Here is a 19,080-nt window from a genome sequence, read left to right on the forward strand (position 1 = left end):
GAAGAAGTACTCGCCCCCCGGGTGCTGAACGTGCGGGTGCAGGACTCGCCGAAAGATCCTTTGTGGATACGTCACGCCGGCACCCCGTCCCCACGGCGGAAGGTCGCTGCCACGCCGGCGATGGCAGCGATGACCGGCTTCCGGCCGGCGGTCGAGACGCCGCCTCTCCCAACTCGGCGAAGGTCCGCTAGGCGGACCTGACGAACCACCTTACGGGACGAACCCTAGGACGAAGCCCCACCCGGGCGCAATACACCCGATCGCCCCAACGCGCCGGGAGGCCGTCCGGGACGACGCCGGCGAGCGTCGCCCGGCGCGCGCGGCGGAGTCGGCGAGACGACCGGACCTCCTTGGCCCGCAACGGGTTGAGCGCTTACCGCCGCCACACCCTTCCCTAATCCGACCCCGGAGCGTATAAGTAACTACCCAGTACGTTCACGGGCAAGGAGGCCGCGTGACAGCTCGGGACGGCCGTTTCCTCATCGGGCTCATCGGTTCGGGTGCCGGCACCTCGCTGGGCCAGGCGCTGCACGAGCGTGAAGCCGGGAAGCTGGGGCCGGCCCACCAGTACCGCCTGCTGGACCTGAACGAACTCGACGTTCCGGTCGGCGAGGTCGGTGAGGTCGTGGCCGCGGCCCGGCCGGCCGGGTTCGACGGGCTCGACATCACGTACCCGGTCAAGCAGCTCGTGCCGGCCCACCTCGATGCCCTCCCCCGACGCGGCAGCGCCGGCCGCGGTCGACGCCATCGTGTTCACCGGTCTCGAGCCGGACGTCGAGCGGATGCTGCGTCACTTCGACTCCCTCACCACGCAAGGAAGGGTGGCTGCCCATGCTCACCGTCGAGCGCCCCGGCGCGACCTCGTCTTCCGATTCCGGCACCGCCGGCGCGCGACGACGCCTCGGCATCGCGACGGCCTGCCTGTCCGGCACCCTCGACGACAAGCTGTCCGCCGCCGCGGCGGCCGGCTTCCACAGCATCGAAGTCTTCGAACACGACCTCGTGACGTCCTCGTGGTCACCGGGACGGGTACGCCAGGAATGCGCCCGGCTCGGCCTGTCGATCGACCTGTACCAGCCGTTCCACGACTTCGAGGCCGTCGCGCCGGACGTGCTCGCCACCAATCTCCGCCGCGCCGGGCGGAAGTTCGACGTGCTCGAGCGACTGGGCACGGAAACCTTGCTGGTCTGCTCGTCCACGTCACCGGACGCGGTGGACGACGACGACCTCGCCGCCGAACAGCTGCACCTGCTCGCCGACCAGGCCGCGGCCCGCGGGCTCCGGATCGCCTACGAGGCACTGGCCTGGGGCCGGTTCGTCAACACCTACCAGCACGCCTGGCGGATCGTGCGCCGTGCCGACCACCCCGCGCTGGGTCTGTGCCTGGACAGCTTCCACGTGCTCTCCCGCGGCGGCGATCCCGCGGGAATCCGCGTCGTGCCCGCGGAGAAGATCTTCCACCTGCAACTCGCGGACGCCCCGCCCCTCGTCATGGACGTGCGGGAGTGGAGCCGGCATCACCGGTCGTTCCCCGGGCAGGGCTCGTTCGACCTCGCCGGTTTCGCCGGCCACGTGCTCGCGACCGGATACGCGGGCCCGCTGTCGCTCGAGGTGTTCAACGACGTCTACCGCCAGACCGACCCGTGGCACGCGGCCGTCGACGCGATGCGCTCGCTGCTCGCCATGCAGGAGTCCGTCGTGATGAGCGGCCTTCCACCGGCGTCCCTGCTCGGTGGGCACGTGTTCACCGAACTCACCGTGGACGAGGTGTCGGGCCCGGCGATGGCGCACACGCTGACGAGGCTCGGGTTCACCCACACCGGGCAGCACCGCTCCAAGCCCGTCCAGCTGTGGCAGCAGGGCGAGGCCAGGATCCTGCTGAACCACGGGTCACAACGGACGGTCGCCCCGGGGACGGCGATGATTTCCGCGCTGGCACTGGAAAGCAGCGACCCGGCCGGTTCGGCCCGGCGGGCCGAGCGCCTCCTGGCGCCCGTGCTGCCCCGGGCCCGCCGCCCCGAGGAGGCGGACCTGTCGTCGGTGGCCGCGCCCGACGGCATGGAGATCTTCTTCTGCCGCAATGACGGCTGGCCCGACGACTTCGTCCCCACCGGCAACGCGATCCCTTCAGCCCTGCTGACCGGGACCGACCACGTTTCACTCACCGAGTCGGTCGACGACTTCGACCAGAGCTCGCTGTTCTACCGGTCGGTGCTCGGCCTCGAACCGGACCGCACCGTCGAGCTGTCCGCGCCGTTCGGACTGATCCGCAGCCGGGCCGCGAGCGATCCGGCCCACCACGTCCGGATCACCCTCAACACCGCACCACTGCGCCGGGGCGACTGGGCACCCGCGGTCCCCAACCCCCAGCACGTCGCGTTCACCACCCGCGACATCTTCGCCGCCGCGAAGGCCGCCCGCGGAAGCGTGCTGCGCATCCCGGACAACTACTACGACGACCTCGACGCCCGTCTCGCCCTGCCGGCCGAGCTGCTCGCCACCCTGCGCGCGCACTCCGTCCTCTACGACCGCGACGAGCACGGCGAGTACCTCCACTTCTACACCGAGATCGTCGGCTCACGGGTGTTCTTCGAAGTGGTGCAACGCGTCGACGACTACGCCGGGTACGGCGCGGCCAACACCCCCGTGCGCATGGCCGCGCACCGCCGCAGCCGGCTGAGCGCTCTCCGGGAGACGGCGGACGCGCACGACCACGGGCACGACTACTCCCTGGCCCACCTGACCGCGCTGAGCCTGTCCCCACCCGAACTCGTGGCCGCGGCGGCGAACGCCGGCTATCGCTACGTCGGCCTGCGCCTGACCCGCGTGACCCGGGAGGAACCGCACTACCCGCTGGCGACCGATCCCGCGCTCATGCGCGCGACGAAGGCACGCCTGGCGGCCACGGGGATCGAGGTCCTCGACATCGAGCTCGCCCGGATCGGCCCCGCCGACAAGCCACGCGACTTCCTGCGCGTCCTCGAAGCCGGCGCCGAGCTGGGCGCACGGCACGTCCTCACGCAACTGCCCGACCCCGATCCGGTCCGCAAGGTCGACCACTTCACCGAGCTGTGCGACCTGGCCCGTCCGCTCGGCCTGTCCCTCGACCTGGAGTTCCCGTCCTGGACCGAAACCGGCGACCTGACCGAGGCCGTCCGCGTCCTGCGCGCCGCCGGCCGGCCCAACGCGGGTCTCCTGATCGACGTGCTGCACTTCGCCCGCTCCGGCTCCAGCATCGACGAACTCGGCGAGCTACCGCCTGAGTGGTTCCACTTCGCCCACGTCTGCGACGCGCCCGGCGAAATCCCCGCCACGACCGCCGGGCTGATCTACACCGCCCGCTTCGAGCGCCTGTTCCCCGGCGAAGGCGGGCTCGACGTGCCCGGCATCCTCGCCGCACTCCCACCCGGAATCCCGTACACCCTGGAAATCCCCCGCGCCATGCTCGTCGCCCAGGTCGGCGCGAGCGAACACGCCCGCCTCGCCCTCTCAGCCACCCGACGCCACCTCAACGCGGTCAGCCCGGCGACACTCCGACCCTGACGGCTTCTCCCTGTGTCAGGCGGCAAACCGGTCTTCCGGCGTGACGCCGCGCCGGGCGGACGCCGGAGCTCGCTCCGGTCGCAGCCCCACGCCGATCAGATACACCGCGAAGGTTCGCACGACCGGCAACCACCGCGCCGCGGTCATGATCCAGCCCGGCGGGCCTGCTCGCCTCCCGGACACGATCGGGCCGGCGAGGTCCGTGTGCATGAGCCGCTGCAGGGCTTGCACCAGCAGCAGCGACGGCAACCGGCGCCGCCGTACCTTGGCGAGGTCGGCCCCGCGCACCGCACCCCGCTGTAGCCGCCCGGCCAGCAGGGTCGCGGTCGCGACGGCGTCCTGGACGGCGAGGTTGATGCCCACGCCCCCGACCGGCGACATGGCGTGCGCGGCGTCCCCGATGCACAGCAAGCCCTCGACGTGCCATCGGCGCAGCCGGTTGAGCCGGACATCGAGGAGTTTGACGTCGTCCATCGAGACCAGCTCGCCGACTCGGTCGGCGTACTCCGGGAGGAGTTCGGCCACGTCACGCCGGAACGCGGCGATGCCGCGAGCACGCAGCCCGCTGTCGGTGCCCTTGCGGGCGACATAGCCGATCTGGAAGTAGCCCTCCCGGGGGATGACGATCGCGAACCGTCCCCGGCCTGGCCGCCGGGTCAGCTGGTCGACCTGCTCGCCTGCACGACGCGAGAGGCGGAACCACCAGGTGTCGAACGGAACGTCGAACTCGGTCACGCCCAACCCGGCCGCCGCGGGCAGTACCGAATTCCGGCCGTTGCCCGCCACCGTGAGGTCGGCCCGGATCTCGCCTTCGGCCTCTCCGCCGCCGGGCCCGCTCGTGCGGTAGCGGACCCCGGCGACCCGGCCGCGCTCGTGGATCAGCGAGGTCACCGCGGCCCCCATTTCGAGCCGGAACGCCGGCTCCGCCCGCGCGGCGTCGGCGAGCAGGTTCAGCAGGTCCCACTGGGGAACGATCGCCACGTACGGATGCCGCACTCCCCACCTGCGCAACGCACCGAAATCACCGATCCGCCGGACGCCGCCGTCTCCGTCGGGCAGGACCACGTCGGTGATCCGGGTCTGGGGCAGCCGCGCGAACCGCTCCCCCAGCCCCAGCTCGTCGAGCAGCTGCAGGGTCGCCGGGTGCACGGTGTCGCCGCGGAAGTCGTGCAGGAAGTCCTCGTGCTTCTCCAGCACCGTGACCTCGACTCCGGCCCTTGCGAGCAGCAGTCCCAGCACCATGCCCGCCGGGCCGCCGCCCACGACGCAACAAGTCGTCCGCTCCACAGTGCCCCGTTCCCCCGTCGACCACCGCGGTCGCGCCGGCGGCCCCGGTCCCCGGCCGCACCCCTCCCCCTTCTACACCTGACGGCGGGCACACTCGGCCGCGCGGCACGGACGAGAGTATTCAGGGCAGCCTTGCCGCACTAACGTTCCAAGCGGGCCCGCTGCGCGGCCAGGTAACCGAAGACCAGCCCGGCTCCGATCTGGCACCCCGCCCCGGGGTACTCCGAGGCGGTCATCGACGCCGCGTCGTTGCCGCAGGCGTACAACCCTCGCACCGGATTGTCGTCCCCGGCGAGGACTTGGGCGTTCGCGTCGATGCGGAGACCCAACGCGGTCGCCAACGGGGTGGGGACCACGGCGATCGCGTAGAACGGCGGCTTCTCGATGGCCCCGAGGTTCACGTTGGGACGGTGCGCCTGATCACCGTACTGACGGCCGTAGGGGCTCTCTCCCTTGCCGAGCTCCTCGTCGACCCCCGTGCGGGCGGAGTGGTTCGCCGCAACGACCGTCCTCTTCAGACCGTCCGGGTCGACGCGGATCGCCCCGGCGAGTTCTTCGACCGTCTGCCCGACGTGGAGATAGCCGTCCTCGAGGTACCGGCGGAGAACACCCTCGCGGACGTGGGGACGGATCATGCCCAGCCCGTACCGCTTCAGCGTGTGCGCGTCGAGGATCAGCCACGCCGGGATCGCGTCCGCCGCGGCGTACATCGCCCGGACGAAACGGTGGTAGGACACCGACTCGTCGACGAACCGCCGGCCTGCCGCGTTCACGGCCACGATGCCCGGCTTGGCCCGGTCCCAGATGTGCGGGAAAACCGCCGTGGAACCGTTCGCTCGACGCCCGAGCGAACTCGGGAACCACAACGCGTTGTCGTCGCGCGGCTCGGCCAGGACGCCGCCGACCGACCGGGCCAACGCGATGGTGTCGCCCGTGGCGCCTTCGGCGGCCGGCGTGAACTGCGGCGTCGGCGACGGCAGGTGCTCGGCGCGCAGCTCCGGGTTCGCCGGGAACCCGCCGCCGGCGAGGACGACGCCGCGGCGAGCCGTGACGTGCACCAGCCGCCCTCGGTGGGACACGACCGCACCCGTCACCCGGCCCGAGGCATCGGTCGTCAGCTCGGTCGTGCGCGCGGTGAACCAGACGTCGCCGGAGCGGCGCGTGAGCTGGTCGTAGAGGGCGGCGACGAGCGCGTTGCCCATCGTCAGGCGTGTCCCGCGAGGGTGGCGGAGGCGATCGAACACCCACCTCGCGCCGAGGCGGAGGGCCAGAGCCGTCGCGCGAACCGAGCCGTCGAACACCTTCAGCAGCCGGTCGGCCTCGCGCCGGCGGACCATGAGCGTCCCGCCGAACAACGCGAACTCCGGGATCGGCCACCGGACCCGGCCGAAACCGGCGAGCCGCCGGGCGTCGAACGTGTGCGGTTCCAGCGCCCGGCCGACTCCCGAGCCGGGCAGTTCCGGGTGGTAGTCGACGACGCCCGCCGAATGCCGGAACCGGAGCCCGAGCCGTTCGAAGTACTCGATCGCCTCGGGCCCGTGGCGCAGGTAGGACTCCCGCAGTTCGCGGGGCGCCCGGTCGCCGACGAGCGCATCGAGGTACCGGCGTGCCTCCGCGAGGTCGGCGGCCGGGTCGGGCTGGCGCCGGTGTCCCGGGATCCAGGACGTTCCGGCCGAGTAGGCGCTCGTGCCACCGAGCCACTCCGTCTTCTCCAGCACCAGCACCGAAAGTCCCTCGGCGGCCCCGGCGACGGCCGCCGCGAGGCCGGCCGCGCCGGAGCCGAGGACGAGCAGATCGACGGCGTGGCCGGTCACGCCTGGGCCGGCAGCACGGTCGGCAGGATCGACGTCGGCATCGGGCCCTTGTTCCGCCGGCCCTGCGTCGTCTCCTCCCAGGCGTGGGCCAGGATTCCGACGCTGCGGCTGAGCACGAACAACCCCCGCGCGAGCGGCGGCGGAAAGCCCAGCTCGGCGTAGATCACCGCGGTGGCGCCGTCGATGTTCATCGGAATCGGCTTGGCCCGGCCCCGGTTCAGCAGGTCCTCCACCGCACGCGCCGCGCGCAGGTGGTTCCCCGCCACGACCCCGTCGGCGACGGCCTCGTCGACCAGCCCCAGCAAGGGATCCCGGCGTGGGTCACGCGGGTGGAAGCGGTGACCGAAACCGGGCAGGTAGCGGCTGTGCGTGCGGAAGTCCGTCACGGCGGCTTCGGTCGCGGCTTCGAGGGAATCACCGGCGGCTTCCCGCTCGACGATCGCCGACAGCAGTTCGACGCACTGTTGCCCGGCGCCGCCGTGGGAGTCGCCCAGCGCGTTGACCCCGGACGCCATCGCGTTGTTCAAGCCCACCCCGCAGGTCGCCGTCATCCGCGCGATCGCGATGGACGGTGCTTGGGGACCGTGGTCCACCGACGCCACCATCGCGGCTTCGAGCAACGCCGCTTCCCGGGCCGACGGGCTCGTTCCCCGCACCATCAGCCAGATCGTGGCGACGAAACCGTGGGAGCCGATCAGCTCCTGCACCGGGATTCCGCGCAGCTCGACCACGCCCGGTTCCATGCGGCAGATCGCGTTCGCCCACCAGTCGGCCACGGCAGTCGTTCCGGTGTCCATTTTCAGTCCTTGTCCACGGGCGCCAACGACCGTTCCGGAGCGGGCCGCGGGATGGGCGGGTCGGCGTTCCACCGGCGGGCCAGCAGCACGGCTTCGTCGTTGTGTTCGCCGAGCAGGGGCGGTCGTCCGCTCGGCCGCAGCGGTTCGCCGTCCAGCAGGACGCCGTTACCGCTGGCGCGCAGGATGCGCTCGGACCCGCCGGGAAACGGCAGCTCCGTGAAGAACCCGCGATGGGCGAGCTGTTCGGACTCCAGCGCCTGGGGCACGGTGAGGATCCGGGCCGCCGGCACCCCCGCGGCGGACAGCAGCTTTTCCCATTCGAGCGCGGGCCGCGCGCCCAGGGCCTCGTTCAGCTCGGCGTCGAGGTCCGCGCGGTGGGCCTTGCGGTCCTCGCGGTCGGCGAAGCGGGGGTCGGTGGCGAGTTCGGGTCGCCCGAGCAGCGAGCAGAGGGTGACGAACTGCTCCTGCCGGTTCGCCGCGATGTTCAGCGGGCCGTCCGCGGCGAAGAACGTGCCCGAGGGCGCCGCCGTCGCGTTGTCGCGCCCCATCGGGACCGGCGGGACGCCGCTGATGACGTAGTTCGAGACCGCCCAGCCCATGGCCGAAATGGACGCCTCGAGCATCGACAGGTCCAGAAAGGACCCTTCACCGGTGCGGTCCCGGCCGACCAGGGCGGCCGAGATGGCGAGGGCGGCCATCAACCCGCCGACGGTGTCGGAGACCGGGAACCCCACGCGCAGCGGAGCGGTGTCCGGCGTGCCGGTCACGCTCATCATGCCGGAGAGGCCTTGGATGATCTGGTCGTAGGCCGGGGCCTGGCTCATCGGCCCGCTCTGGCCGAATCCGGAAATGGCGCAGTACACCAGGCCGGGATTCAGCGCGCGCAGGCTTTCCCAGCCGAAGCCGAGCCGGTCGAGCACCCCGGCCCGGTAGTTCTCCAGGACGACGTCCGCGCCGCGGACCAGGTCCTGGAACAGGTCGCGCTGGCCGGGGTCCTTGAGGTTCAGTTCGATCGACTTCTTGCCCGCGTTCTGCGCCAGGAACGACGTGCCGATCCCGGCCCGGTTCAGGGCCGCGTCCGGTCCCAGGTTCCGGGCGAGGTCGCCCGAACCCGGCAGCTCGACCTTGACCACCTCGGCGCCGAACAGCATCAGCTGGTAACTGCAGTACGGTCCGGCCAGGACGTTGGTCAGGTCGAGCACCCGGATCCCGCGAAGCGGTCGTTTCGTCATTCCCTCTCCTTGCACCTGGCGACGAGCCCGGCCGGAGTCAGCCGGCGAACGGATGGTCGAATCCCCGCTCGCTCATCCGCGTTGCGGACTCGGTGAGGTCGGCGACGAACTCGGCGATCCGGTCCTCGGAGAACCGGACGGTGGGGCCGCTCAACGACAACGCGGCGGCGACAGCACCGTTCTTGCCGAGCACGGGGACCGCCACGGCCGACAGACCCGCTTCGCGTTCGCCGTGACTCACCGCGTACCCCTGGTCCGCCGCCTCGGTCAGTCCTTTGTGGATACTGTCCGCGTAGTCGGCACCGGCCGGGGAACTGCGCGCGATCCTCTTCAGCAAAGCAGGAGAAGCGTCGCGGAGCAAGACTTTCGACGATGCACCACCCCACAGCGGAAGCTCGTCACCGACGCGCACGACGTGTCGCAGCGGCTGCGGGCTTTCCTGCTGCGCCACGCAAACCCGGTACATGTCCCGCCGCACGTAGAGGTTCACCGTCTCCCGTTGCCGGTCGCCGAGTTCGCGCATCAGCTGCATCATCTCCGCCGGCAGCTCCCAGCTCTGCCGCGCGAGGTGCGCCCACCGCCACAGCCCGGGCCCGGCCATGTAGCCCTTGCTGGTCGCCCACAGCAGCCCGTTGAGCTCCAGCGTCTGCGCCAGCCGGATCGCCGTCGTCTTCGCGAGACCCGTCGCCTTCACGATGTCGGAGATCGTCACGGTGGGCCGGTCGTCGGTCAGCAACCCGAGGATGTCGAGCGCGCGCTGGACACTGCGCACACCCCCTTCGCCGGACGAGCCCTCTCGCTCCTCGGCCCCGTCAGCCTTCATCGCCGCACACCCCTTCGTCGCGTTGCGGGTCCCCGGCCGGCGGACCAGTTCGCAACAGTTTCGGATCCCGCTCTTGCCACCGGCAGGTAGCTGACCGTACGTTACACGGAGTCCGCACAGCGGTCCAGATGTGCCGTTTGATGGTTCACAAGGGAGTGTGGCGGTGCTGGAGCAGATCCTCGAAGCCGCGAAATCCGAAACCCCGGTGGAGGCCGCCGCGTTCGTCGCCGGGCAGTGGTCCCGCGACGGATCGGCCGCCGGGCGCGTCGGTCCCCACCGGCGAAAAGTGGTGTCCACGGCGTTCACGGCGGACGAGGGCCAGGTGGCCCGCGCGGTCCGGTACGCCGCCGCGTCCGCCCCCGCCGTCGGACGCCTGGCCCCGGCCACCCGCGCGGCGATCCTCGAACGCGCCTCCCGGCTGGCCGGTGAGCACCGCGACGCCATCGCCCGCCTGATCGCCCTCGAGCTCGGGAAGCCGCTCAAGGACGGCCGGGGCGAACTCGACCGCGTCGCCGACACCTTCGCCGTCTGCGCCGCCGAAACCCGCCACATCGGCGGCGACAACCTGCCGGTCGCCGGCTGGGCGCGCGGGATCGGCAACACGGCCCTGACCTACCGCGCGCCGGCCGGGGTGGCCCTCGCGATCACCCCGTTCAACGCCCCGGCGAACCTCCTCGCCCACAAGCTCGGCGCCTCCTTCGCCGCGGGGAACACCACCCTCGTCAAGGCCCCGCCCCAGGCGCCGGCCACCACCGCCGCCGTCGTGGCCCTGCTGCTGGAGGCGGGCATGCCGCCGGAAGCGGTGCAGTTGCTGCACGGCGGCGGAGACGTCGGCGCCGCGCTGTGCGCGGCCCGCGAGGTCGCCGTCATCAGCTTCACCGGCAGCGCCGAGACGGGCAACGCGGTCGCCCGCGCCGCCGGAGCGAAACGGCTGGTGCTCGAACTCGGCGGGAACGCCGCGACGCTGGTGTGCGCGGACGCCGACATCGCGCTCGCCGCGCGCACCTGCGCCCGCACCGGCTACAGCAACTCCGGCCAGAGCTGCATCTCCGTCCAGCGCGTCTACGTGCACCGCAGCCGGTTCGACGGCTTCCTGACCGCGTTCCGGGCCGAGGTCGAGGGCCTCCGCGTCGGCGATCCGCTCGACCCGGCCACGGACGTCGGCTCGATGGTCGACGAGGCCGCCGCGGCCCGCGTCGAGAAGTGGACCGCCGAAGCCGCGGCCGGGGGCGCGCGGGTGCTGCTGGGCGGTACCCGCGACGGCGCGACGCTGCATCCCACCATCGTCGCCGACCCCGCCCCGGACGCCGCCGTCGTCGTCGAGGAGGTGTTCGGCGCGCTGGTCACCGTGCTGCCGTTCGACAACCTCGACACCGTGATCGCCTCGTGCAACGCCAGCCGGTTCGGCCTCCAGGCCGGGATCTTCACCCAGGACGTGGGCGCGATCTTCACGGCGTGGCGCGAGCTGCAGGTCGGCGGCCTGATCGTCAACGGCTCGTCGAACTTCCGCCTCGACCACGTGCCCTTCGGCGGGGTGAAGGACTCCGGCTTCGGCCGCGAATCCCCCGCTCCCATGATCGACGACTACACCGTCGTCAAGACCCTCGTGCTGCGCAACCTGTCCATCTGGGGCGAGCAGTGACCGAAACCGCCGAGCGATAAGAGGAGTTCGACTTCGATGAGCCACCCCGCCCCGACCATCACCGCCGCCGACGCGCTCGTCCGCCAGCTCGAGTCCTACGGCGTCGAGTACGTCTTCGGCCTGTGCGGGCACACCAACATCGCCTTCCTGGACGCCTTGGGCCGCAGCCGCATCAAGTTCGTGATGGCCCGCCACGAGCAGGCCGCCGCGCACGCCGCCGACGGCTACGCCCGCGCCACCGGCAAGCCCGGCGTCCTGCTCGTGCACGTCGGCCCCGGCATGATGAACGCGGTCACCGGCGTGGCCACCGCGGCGTTCGACTCGGTGCCGCTGATCACCATCTCCGGCGACATCCCGTCCTACTACCACGGCCGGCACCCGCACCAGGAAGTCAACCTGCACGCCGACGCCGACCAGACCGCCATCTACCGCCCGTTCGTCAAGCGGGCCTGGCAGGTGCACCGCGCCGAGGACCTCGCCCGGTTCACCGAGCGCGCGTTCTGGACGGCGACCTCGGGCCGCCCCGGCGCCGTGCTGCTCAGCGTCCCGATGGATCACTTCTCCCGCGAAGTCCCGCTCGTCGAGTACCCGCTCGTCGCGCACACGGCGAAGCCCGCGCTGTCCGACGCCGATGCCCGGCGGATCGCGCAGGCGCTGGCCGGGGCCGAACACCCGCTCGTCTACCTCGGCGGCGGTCTCCGTTCGCCGGAAGGACGAGCAGCCCTGCTCGACCTGATCGAGCACCTCGACATCCCGGTGGCCCACTCCCTGATGGCCAAGGGCACCCTGCCCGACCGCCACCCCCTGGTCATGGGCATGACGGGGTTCTGGGGGCTCGAGCTGACCAACGAGTACACCCGCAAGGCCGACGTCGTCCTGGCCCTCGCGACGCGGTTCGCCGAGACCGACGCCAGCTCGTGGAACTCCGAGTACACCTGGGCGTTCCCGCCGGGCCGGCTGATCCAGATCGACCTCGACGCGGCCGAGATCGGCCGCAACTACCCCGTCGAGATCGGCGCGGTCGCCGACGTGAACCACGCGGTGCCCGCGATCGCGGCCGCCGTCAAGGAGCTGGTGGCCGAGCCCGTCGAGCGGACCGACATCCGCGAGCAGATCGGTACCGTCCGCGCGGGCCTCTTCTCGGCGAGCCAGGAACGCGGCCGCAGCACCGACTTCCCGCTGCGCCCCGAACGGATCCTGGAGGATCTGCGCACGACGCTCCCTGCCGACGCCGTGCTCGTCACCGACGTCGGCTGGAACAAGAACGGCGTCGCCCAGTGCTACGAGCTGCCCGAAGAGGGCCGGTTCATCACCCCGGGCGGCGCGTCCACGATGGGCTTCGGCCCGGCCGCCGCGGTCGGCGTGCAGCTGGCGCAGCCCGGCCGCGTCGTCGTCGCGCTCGTCGGCGACGGCGGGATGAGCGCCCAGCTACCCGCCGTGCCCCTGGCTGTGGAGCAGGGCCTGCCCGTGCTGTTCGTGGTGATGAACAACCGGGCCCACGGCACCATCGCGGACCTGCAGGCCCACAACTTCGGCCAGAGCTTCGGCTGCGAGTTCCGCGACCAAGACGGCAACCCCTTCTCCCCCGACTTCGCGGCCTTCGGCCGATCCTGCGGCGCCGACGGCTACACCGTCGAACGCCCCGAGGACTTCGCCGCCGCACTGCGCGAGGCGATCGCGAACCGGCGCCCCGCCGTGCTCGACGTCCCCATGGTCAACGAGCCCGTGCCGACGCCCGGGCACTGGAACATCAACGACATCTACCAAGGCGTCTTCGAATGACCACCGCCACCGCACACAACGGAGTGTCCCCCATGCACCGACCCGGAATCAGACGACTGCTCGCCTCGGTGACCCTGCTGGCCGCGGGCGCCGCGGCCGCCTGCAGCGCTCCCGGCAGCTCCACGTCGTCCCCTTCGGACACCAGCGGCCCGATCAAGATCGCGGTGGTCAACGCGCAGAGCGGGCAGCTCAGCTCGCTGGGCGCGTGGGAGTACAAGGGCGCGAAACTGGCCGTGGACCAGTGGAACGCCAAGGGCGGGGTCAACGGCCGCAAGATCCAGCTCGACGTCTTCGACGACGCCGGCGACCCGACCGTCGGCACCAACCTGGCGCGCAAGATCTCCAGCGAGGGCTACATCGCGATGATCGGCACCGCGGAGAGCGCGGTCACCGTCGCGATGTCGCCCGTCCTGCAGCAGGCGAAGATCCCGAGCATCACCTCCGGGCAGTCGCCGGCCATCATCGCGGTGAAGAGCCCGTTCCAGTTCCTGAACGGGCCGACGAGCACGACCTACGACGAGACGCTCGCGAAGTACCTGGTGGACCAGAAGGGCCAGAAGAACATCGCGTTCATCACGAACAACGGCTCGTACGGCAAGGGCGAACACGACGCGTTCGGCAAAGCACTGGCCGGCCGCGGCGTCCGGCCGGTCGACGACCAGGTCGTCACCACCGACCAGAAGGACTTCAGCGCCGCGCTGACCTCCATCCGGCAGAAGAACCCGCAGGTGCTGTTCGTCGGGACCGAAGAGGTCGAGGCGGGGCTGATCGTCAAGCAGGCCCGTGAACTCGGCATCACCGCGACCATCGCCGGCGCCGCCCCGATGGGCACGACCGTGTACCTGACCACGGCCGGGGCGAGCAACGCCGAAGGCACCGTCGTGAGCAGCCCCTACCTCAGCAACGAAACCAGCGATGCTGCCCGCCAGTTCGCCCAGGCCTACAAGACCGCCTACAAGGAAGACGCGGAACTGCACGGGGCCAAGGCCTACGACGGCGCCGGCATCTTCCTCACCGCGCTCCAGAGCTCGGGCGGCGCCACGGGCCAGCAGCTGGCCGACGCCATCCGCGGCACCAAGTACCCCGGCCTGCTCGGCACGTTCACGTTCGACCAGACCGGCGTCGGCATCCACGCCACGGCGATCGGTGTCATCACCGGCGGCAAGCTCGTCCCGGCGCCCGCCAGCTGACTCGCCCCCGGGGGACCGCGCGGTTTCCGCGCGGCCCCCGCCGGTGAAAGGACCCCCCATGCAAGTTCTGCTCCAGACGCTCGTCGGCGGGCTCAGTTTCGGCGCCGTCTACGCCCTCGTCGCAATGGGCTTCTCGATCGTCTACCGCACCATGGGCCTGGTGAACTTCGCCCACGGCCAGGTGGTCATGGTCGGCGCGTACGCGGCTTCGACGTTCTACATGTCTTCACGGCTCCCGTTCATCCTCGCGATCGTGGTCGCGATGGTGGTCACCGGGCTCATCGCGCTGGTCATGGAGCGAGTCCTGCGGCCCTTGGAGAACAAGGACTTCGACCTCATGCTGATCGGCACGATCGGCTTCGGCGTGGTCCTGGAAGCGCTGGCCACCATCATCTGGGGGGCGACCGGGCACGCGGTGCCCACCCCCGTGGAGACCGGACCGCTCGACCTGTTCGGCGTGCGCGTCCGCACCTACAACCTCGTGGTGCTCGGCATCGCCGCCGTCGCCACCGTGCTGCTCCTGCTGTTCCTGCAGCGCACCAAGCGCGGTGCCGCGATGCAGGCCGTGGCCATGGACCACGAGGCCGCGACGGCCGTCGGCATCCACGTCGGGCGCAGCAACGCCATCGCGTTCGCGATCGGCGCGGGGCTCGCCGCCCTCGCCGGCGGGCTGGTCGGCCCGCTGCTGTACGTCAGCCCCACCCTGGGCGGCACCCTGGGCATCAAAGGATTCGCCGCGGCCATCCTCGGCGGCTTCGGCAACATCGGCGGCGCGATCGCGGGCGGGCTCGCCATCGGCTTGCTCGACTCGTACGCCTCCGGGCAGTTCCAGGGCTATTCGGACCTGGTGGTGTTCCTGGCCTTCACGGTCATCATCATGATCCGGCCGACCGGGTTCTTCGGCGAACGGACGGTGAACCGGGCATGAGCACGCTGCTGGGTACCAGATCCACCGCGGTCAAGGTGATCTCCGTCGCCGCGATCGCGGTCGCCGCCTGGTTCCTGCCCTACGGGCTGGACACCTACGGCATCCACGTCGTCAACATCGCGGTGGTGTTCGCGCTCCTGGCCGTCGGCCTCGGGCTCGCGATGGGCGTGGCCGGGCAGATCAACCTCGCCCAGGTCGCCTTCTTCGGCATCGGCTCCTACGCCCTGGCCATCTTCACGACGACGTCCGGGCTCGGCTTCTGGGTTTCGGCCGTGCTCGCGATGCTGGCCACCGCGCTGGCCGGGCTCTTCGTCGGCATCCCGGCCCTGCGGGTCCAGTCGCACTACCTCGGCATCGTGACCCTCGGCCTGGCGTTGGCGTTCACCAACTGGGTCACCAACGCCCAGATCGCCGGTGGCGCGTCGGGCATCAACGGGATCCCGGCCCCGCCGCTGTTCGGCATCGACCTGACCAACGAGTACCTGTACTACTACTTCGAGCTGATCGTCTTCGGGCTCGCCATCGCGTTCGCCGTGTTCCTCGTCCGCACCGCGCTCGGCCGGCGGCTGCGGGCGATGCGCGACGACTCGCTCGCCGCCGGCGCGGTCGGCGCTCCGGTGTCGCTGCTGCGCATGACGGCGTTCCTCACCGCCAGCGTCTACGGTGGTGCCGCGGGTGTCCTGTACGCCGGGCTGATCCACTACATCGCGCCCGAATCGTTCAGCGTGGCCAACATGTTCCTCCTGCTGGCGATGGTCATCATCGGCGGACGGCAGAGCATCGTCGGCTGCGTGATCGGCGCGGTCGCGCTCTCCCTGGTGCGCGAGGCGCTGGTCGACTTCTCCGTCTACGCGCAGCTCGGCTACGGGTCCGTAGTGGTGCTGATGGTCGTGTTCGCGCCCACCGGACTGGCCGGCCTCCCCCAGCGGATCCGGACCGCGGTGCAACGCCGCCGGCACCGGCAGGCGGGCGTCTTGCGGGAGTTCCGCCCGTACGAGCCCTCCACCGGCGAGGTGGCCGCCGGCTCCCTCGAGATCTCCGGGATCACCAAGCAGTTCAAGGGTCTCCGGGCCCTCGACGGCGTGACGCTGTCGGTCGCGCCCGGCGAGATCCGCGGCATCGTCGGGCCCAACGGCTCCGGGAAGACCACGCTGTTCAACGTGATCAGCGGGATCTACACCACCGGCGGCGGGACGGCGAGCTTCAGCGGCAGGCAGCTGATCGGGCAACGCCCGCACCAGCTGTCCCAGCAAGGCATGTCGCGGACGTTCCAGAACCTGCGGCTGTTCGGGCAGATGACGGTCGAGGAGAACCTCCTGGTCGCCCTCGACCGCACGCCGATGCGCTCGGCGTGGCAGTACGTGGTGTGGCCGATCGGCATCTGGCGCCACGAACGGCGGCTGCGACGCGCCGCGGCGGAGCTGCTGGATCGCTTCGGCCTGACGGACTTCGCCGACGCCGCCCCTCGCTCGCTGCCGTACGGCATCCAGCGGCGGGTCGAACTGGCCCGGGCGATGGCGGCCGAGCCCAGTCTGCTGCTGCTGGACGAGCCCGCCGCGGGCCTCAACGGCCAGGAGGTCGGGCAGCTGCAGGAGATCGTGCGGTCCATTCGCGACAGCGGCGTGACGGTGGTGCTGATCGAGCACAACATGGGCCTGGTCATGTCGCTGTGCGACCGGGTCACGGTGCTGGCGAGCGGCCGGGTGATCGCCGAAGGCACGCCCGCGGAGGTCGCTGTCCGGCCGGAGGTCATCGAGGCCTACCTCGGCGACTCGTTCAGCACGGCCGAGGTCGTGGAAGCCGTGGAGACGGAGGCGCTGCCGTGAACCCCTCGACCCGAGGCGACCTGGTCGTGGAGGACCTCGCCGTGCACTACGGCGGGGTCCAGGCGGTCAACTCCGTGTCGTTCACCGTCGGCGCCGGCCGCTGCCTGGGCATCATCGGGGCGAACGGCGCCGGCAAGACGTCGACGTTGAAGGCCTTGATGGGGCTGGTTCCCCGCAAGGTGGGCACGCTCCGCCTCGGTGACCACGACCTGACCAAGGTGAAGCCGAAGGACATCGTGCGCCACGGCATCGGCTACGTCCCCGAAGGCCGGCACGTGTTCACCGGACTGACGGTGGAGAAGAACCTGCTGCTCGGCGCGTACCTGCGGTCGTGGAAGGGCAAGACGCAGGAGAAGCTGGCCGAGGTCTACGAGATGTTCCCGGTCCTCGGCGAGATGCAACACCGCTTGGCGGGGGCGCTGTCCGGGGGCCAGCAGCAGATGCTCGCCATCGGGCGTGCCCTGATGTCCGAGCCCCGGCTGGTGCTGCTGGACGAACCGTCGATGGGCCTGTCGCCGAAGCTGGTGGAGGAGATCCTCGGCACGCTGCAGCGGCTGTCCGCGTCGGGACTGGGACTGCTGCTGGTGGAGCAGAACGCGAAGCTGACGTTCGAGGCCACGGAGACGTGCGTGGTCATGGAGAACGGGCGGATCGCGATGACCGGCAGCTCCGCCGAGCTGGCGCACGATCCGCTGGTCCGGCAGATCTACCTCGGGCTGTAGCGGTTGCCTCGAAACGCCCGGCCATGGATTCCCCGGCCGGGCGTTTCCGTGCCGCCTACTCCTATCGGCTGATGCCGGGGCCCGCCCGGTACTTGCGCGCCGGGCCGCGAACACCTGGACACACAGGTGCTTCGTGGTCACAGAGGGTCCGGGGGGACGACGTGCCGCAGTTGCGAATCCACTTCACCGATGCCGATCTCGCGCGGACGCGCTTGAAACCGGAGATCGACCTCCTGTGGGAGGTCGTCGGCAGCGCCCAGGTCTTGCAGCACGGCGACGGCGGGTTGCCGCTGAACCTGTGGCGCCGCCGGGTTCGTGAGCGCGTGCGCGAAGGGCGAGCAGTCCGGCTCGCCGTGCACACGGTGACGACGGTGGCACCCCACGCGGCCTACTTCCCGGACTTCCTCACTCCCGCCGAAGAAGTGCGCGACATTCGAGAAGGAGCCGAGGCGGTGTCGTCCGCTCCCCGACGGCGGATGCGTGCGGAGATCGGCCGGATCCGGCCCGCCGACGCACCGGCCGCGAGGTGGCTGGACGAACTCGCCGACGGGAAGACCGCCGCGGTGCGGCACCTGCGCCGGGCGTTGCACGTGTACTTCGGGGCCCTGCTCGAACCGGATCTCCCGGTGATGGCCGACGCCGCGCGCATCGCGTGCGCCGGCGGCGTCCAGCGGTACCTGCGGGACGGTCCGGAAAGCCTCCTGCGCTGGCTCGGCCCGGCCACGAGCTGGCGGCCGCCGGTGCTCACCGTCGACTACCCGGTCGAGCGCGACCTGCACCTGAAAGGCCGTGGGCTGGCGCTCATCCCCAGCTACTTCGGGGTGCACCACCCGGTCGCGCTGGCCGACCCGCGGCTGCCGCCGGTCCTGGTGTTCCCGATCGACGCCGGGGCGCGGCTCCTGGCGAGCCGGCACGGCGGCGACCACGTGGGCGCGCTGCTGGGACCCACGCGGGCCGCGATCCTGCGCTCCGCCGTCACCGGCGCGACCACCTGCCGGCTGGCCCGGCAGGCCGGGGTCGCCCCGGCGACCGTCAGCCACCACACGAACGTCCTGCGCGACGCGGGGCTCATCACGACCGACCGGCACGAGAACCTCGCGACCCACCTCATCACCCCGCTCGGGCTGGCGGTGCTCACCTCCGGGGACGTCTAGCCGCCGGGAGTGTTTCGAGCCGCTGCTGCCGCCGCAGCAGGGCGGTGGGCGACGGTGGCGGGATCACCGGCAGGTGATGCTGCCGCTGCAGGATGGCATCAGCGTCGCCCGCCTTGGACCAGGACGCCCGCGGCGGGCGACCACCCGCGTTCAATGCCGAGGTCTCCAAGCAGCGCAACGTGGTCGAACGCTGCTTCAACCGGCTCGAACAATATCCGTGACCTGGCCACCCGCTACGCCAAACGCGCCGCCTCCTACCAGGCCGAACTCGGCATCGCCGCCATCGTGCTCACCTCCGGGGACGCCTGGCCCGCCGGGAGTGTTTCGAGCGAGTTCGAAG

At 71.3% G+C, this 19,080-nt stretch carries 13 protein-coding genes and 2 pseudogenes; 9 read left to right on the top strand and 6 right to left on the bottom strand.

What is annotated here, in order from left to right; all coding sequences use genetic code 11:
• Positions 1-394: 394 nt before the first annotated feature.
• Positions 395-748: a hypothetical protein gene (locus ACH54P_RS12660; RefSeq protein WP_489912570.1), complete on the bottom strand. Its 354-nt coding sequence runs from the start codon at positions 746-748 to the stop codon at positions 395-397.
• A gap of 158 nt (positions 749-906) precedes the next feature.
• Here ACH54P_RS12660 and ACH54P_RS12665 point away from each other — a divergent pair.
• Positions 907-2,682 (top strand): annotated as a pseudogene (locus ACH54P_RS12665) (bifunctional sugar phosphate isomerase/epimerase/4-hydroxyphenylpyruvate dioxygenase family protein); the annotation flags it as partial.
• Between the two features lie 102 nt (positions 2,683-2,784).
• A pseudogene (locus ACH54P_RS12670) lies at positions 2,785-3,543 on the top strand (sugar phosphate isomerase/epimerase family protein); the annotation flags it as partial.
• A gap of 15 nt (positions 3,544-3,558) precedes the next feature.
• On the opposite strand, the gene ACH54P_RS12675 reads toward ACH54P_RS12670, so the two are convergent.
• The 5 genes from ACH54P_RS12675 to ACH54P_RS12695 form a co-directional block, all read right to left on the bottom strand.
• A complete protein-coding gene (locus ACH54P_RS12675; protein WP_489912571.1) occupies positions 3,559-4,830 on the bottom strand; it encodes an FAD-dependent oxidoreductase in 1,272 nt (423 codons plus the stop codon).
• 140 nt (positions 4,831-4,970) lie between these two features.
• Positions 4,971-6,644: an FAD-dependent oxidoreductase gene (locus ACH54P_RS12680; RefSeq protein WP_489912572.1), complete on the bottom strand. Its 1,674-nt coding sequence runs from the start codon at positions 6,642-6,644 to the stop codon at positions 4,971-4,973.
• Positions 6,641-7,441, bottom strand: a complete 801-nt coding sequence (locus ACH54P_RS12685; protein ID WP_489912573.1) for a citryl-CoA lyase — start codon at positions 7,439-7,441, stop codon at positions 6,641-6,643. Before ACH54P_RS12685 ends, ACH54P_RS12680 begins: the two co-directional genes overlap by 4 nt.
• A gap of 2 nt (positions 7,442-7,443) precedes the next feature.
• A complete protein-coding gene (locus tag ACH54P_RS12690; RefSeq protein ID WP_489912574.1) occupies positions 7,444-8,673 on the bottom strand; it encodes a CaiB/BaiF CoA transferase family protein in 1,230 nt (409 codons plus the stop codon).
• A 37-nt stretch (positions 8,674-8,710) separates the two neighbouring features.
• A complete protein-coding gene (locus tag ACH54P_RS12695; RefSeq protein WP_489912575.1) occupies positions 8,711-9,496 on the bottom strand; it encodes an IclR family transcriptional regulator in 786 nt (261 codons plus the stop codon).
• Positions 9,497-9,659: 163 nt separating this feature from the next.
• Between ACH54P_RS12695 and ACH54P_RS12700 the strand changes: the two genes are divergently transcribed.
• The 7 genes from ACH54P_RS12700 (at position 9,660) to ACH54P_RS12730 (ending at position 18,740) form a co-directional block, all read left to right on the top strand.
• Positions 9,660-11,138 (top strand): aldehyde dehydrogenase family protein, encoded by a 1,479-nt coding sequence (locus tag ACH54P_RS12700; RefSeq protein WP_489912576.1) that lies wholly within the window; start codon positions 9,660-9,662, stop codon positions 11,136-11,138.
• Positions 11,139-11,174: 36 nt separating this feature from the next.
• Complete coding sequence (locus ACH54P_RS12705; protein ID WP_489912577.1) at positions 11,175-12,920, top strand: thiamine pyrophosphate-binding protein; 1,746 nt, start codon at positions 11,175-11,177, stop codon at positions 12,918-12,920.
• A gap of 32 nt (positions 12,921-12,952) precedes the next feature.
• On the top strand, positions 12,953-14,110 hold the full coding sequence (locus ACH54P_RS12710; protein WP_489912578.1) for an ABC transporter substrate-binding protein: 1,158 nt from the start codon (positions 12,953-12,955) through the stop codon (positions 14,108-14,110).
• Positions 14,111-14,168: 58 nt separating this feature from the next.
• Positions 14,169-15,038 carry a branched-chain amino acid ABC transporter permease gene (locus tag ACH54P_RS12715; RefSeq protein WP_364515908.1) on the top strand — a complete coding sequence of 290 codons (870 nt, stop codon included), beginning with the start codon at positions 14,169-14,171 and terminating at the stop codon, positions 15,036-15,038.
• Positions 15,035-16,864, top strand: a complete 1,830-nt coding sequence (locus tag ACH54P_RS12720) for a branched-chain amino acid ABC transporter ATP-binding protein/permease (RefSeq protein WP_489912579.1) — start codon at positions 15,035-15,037, stop codon at positions 16,862-16,864. The genes ACH54P_RS12715 and ACH54P_RS12720 overlap by 4 nt, the downstream gene beginning before the upstream one ends.
• A complete protein-coding gene (locus tag ACH54P_RS12725) occupies positions 16,861-17,586 on the top strand; it encodes an ABC transporter ATP-binding protein (RefSeq protein ID WP_489912580.1) in 726 nt (241 codons plus the stop codon). The genes ACH54P_RS12720 and ACH54P_RS12725 overlap by 4 nt, the downstream gene beginning before the upstream one ends.
• A 161-nt stretch (positions 17,587-17,747) precedes the next feature.
• Entirely contained in the window at positions 17,748-18,740 is a 993-nt protein-coding gene (locus tag ACH54P_RS12730; protein WP_489912581.1) for an ArsR/SmtB family transcription factor, read from the top strand.
• Positions 18,741-19,080: the final 340 nt, after the last annotated feature.

Source organism: Amycolatopsis sp. N2S4-7, from assembly GCF_058119595.1.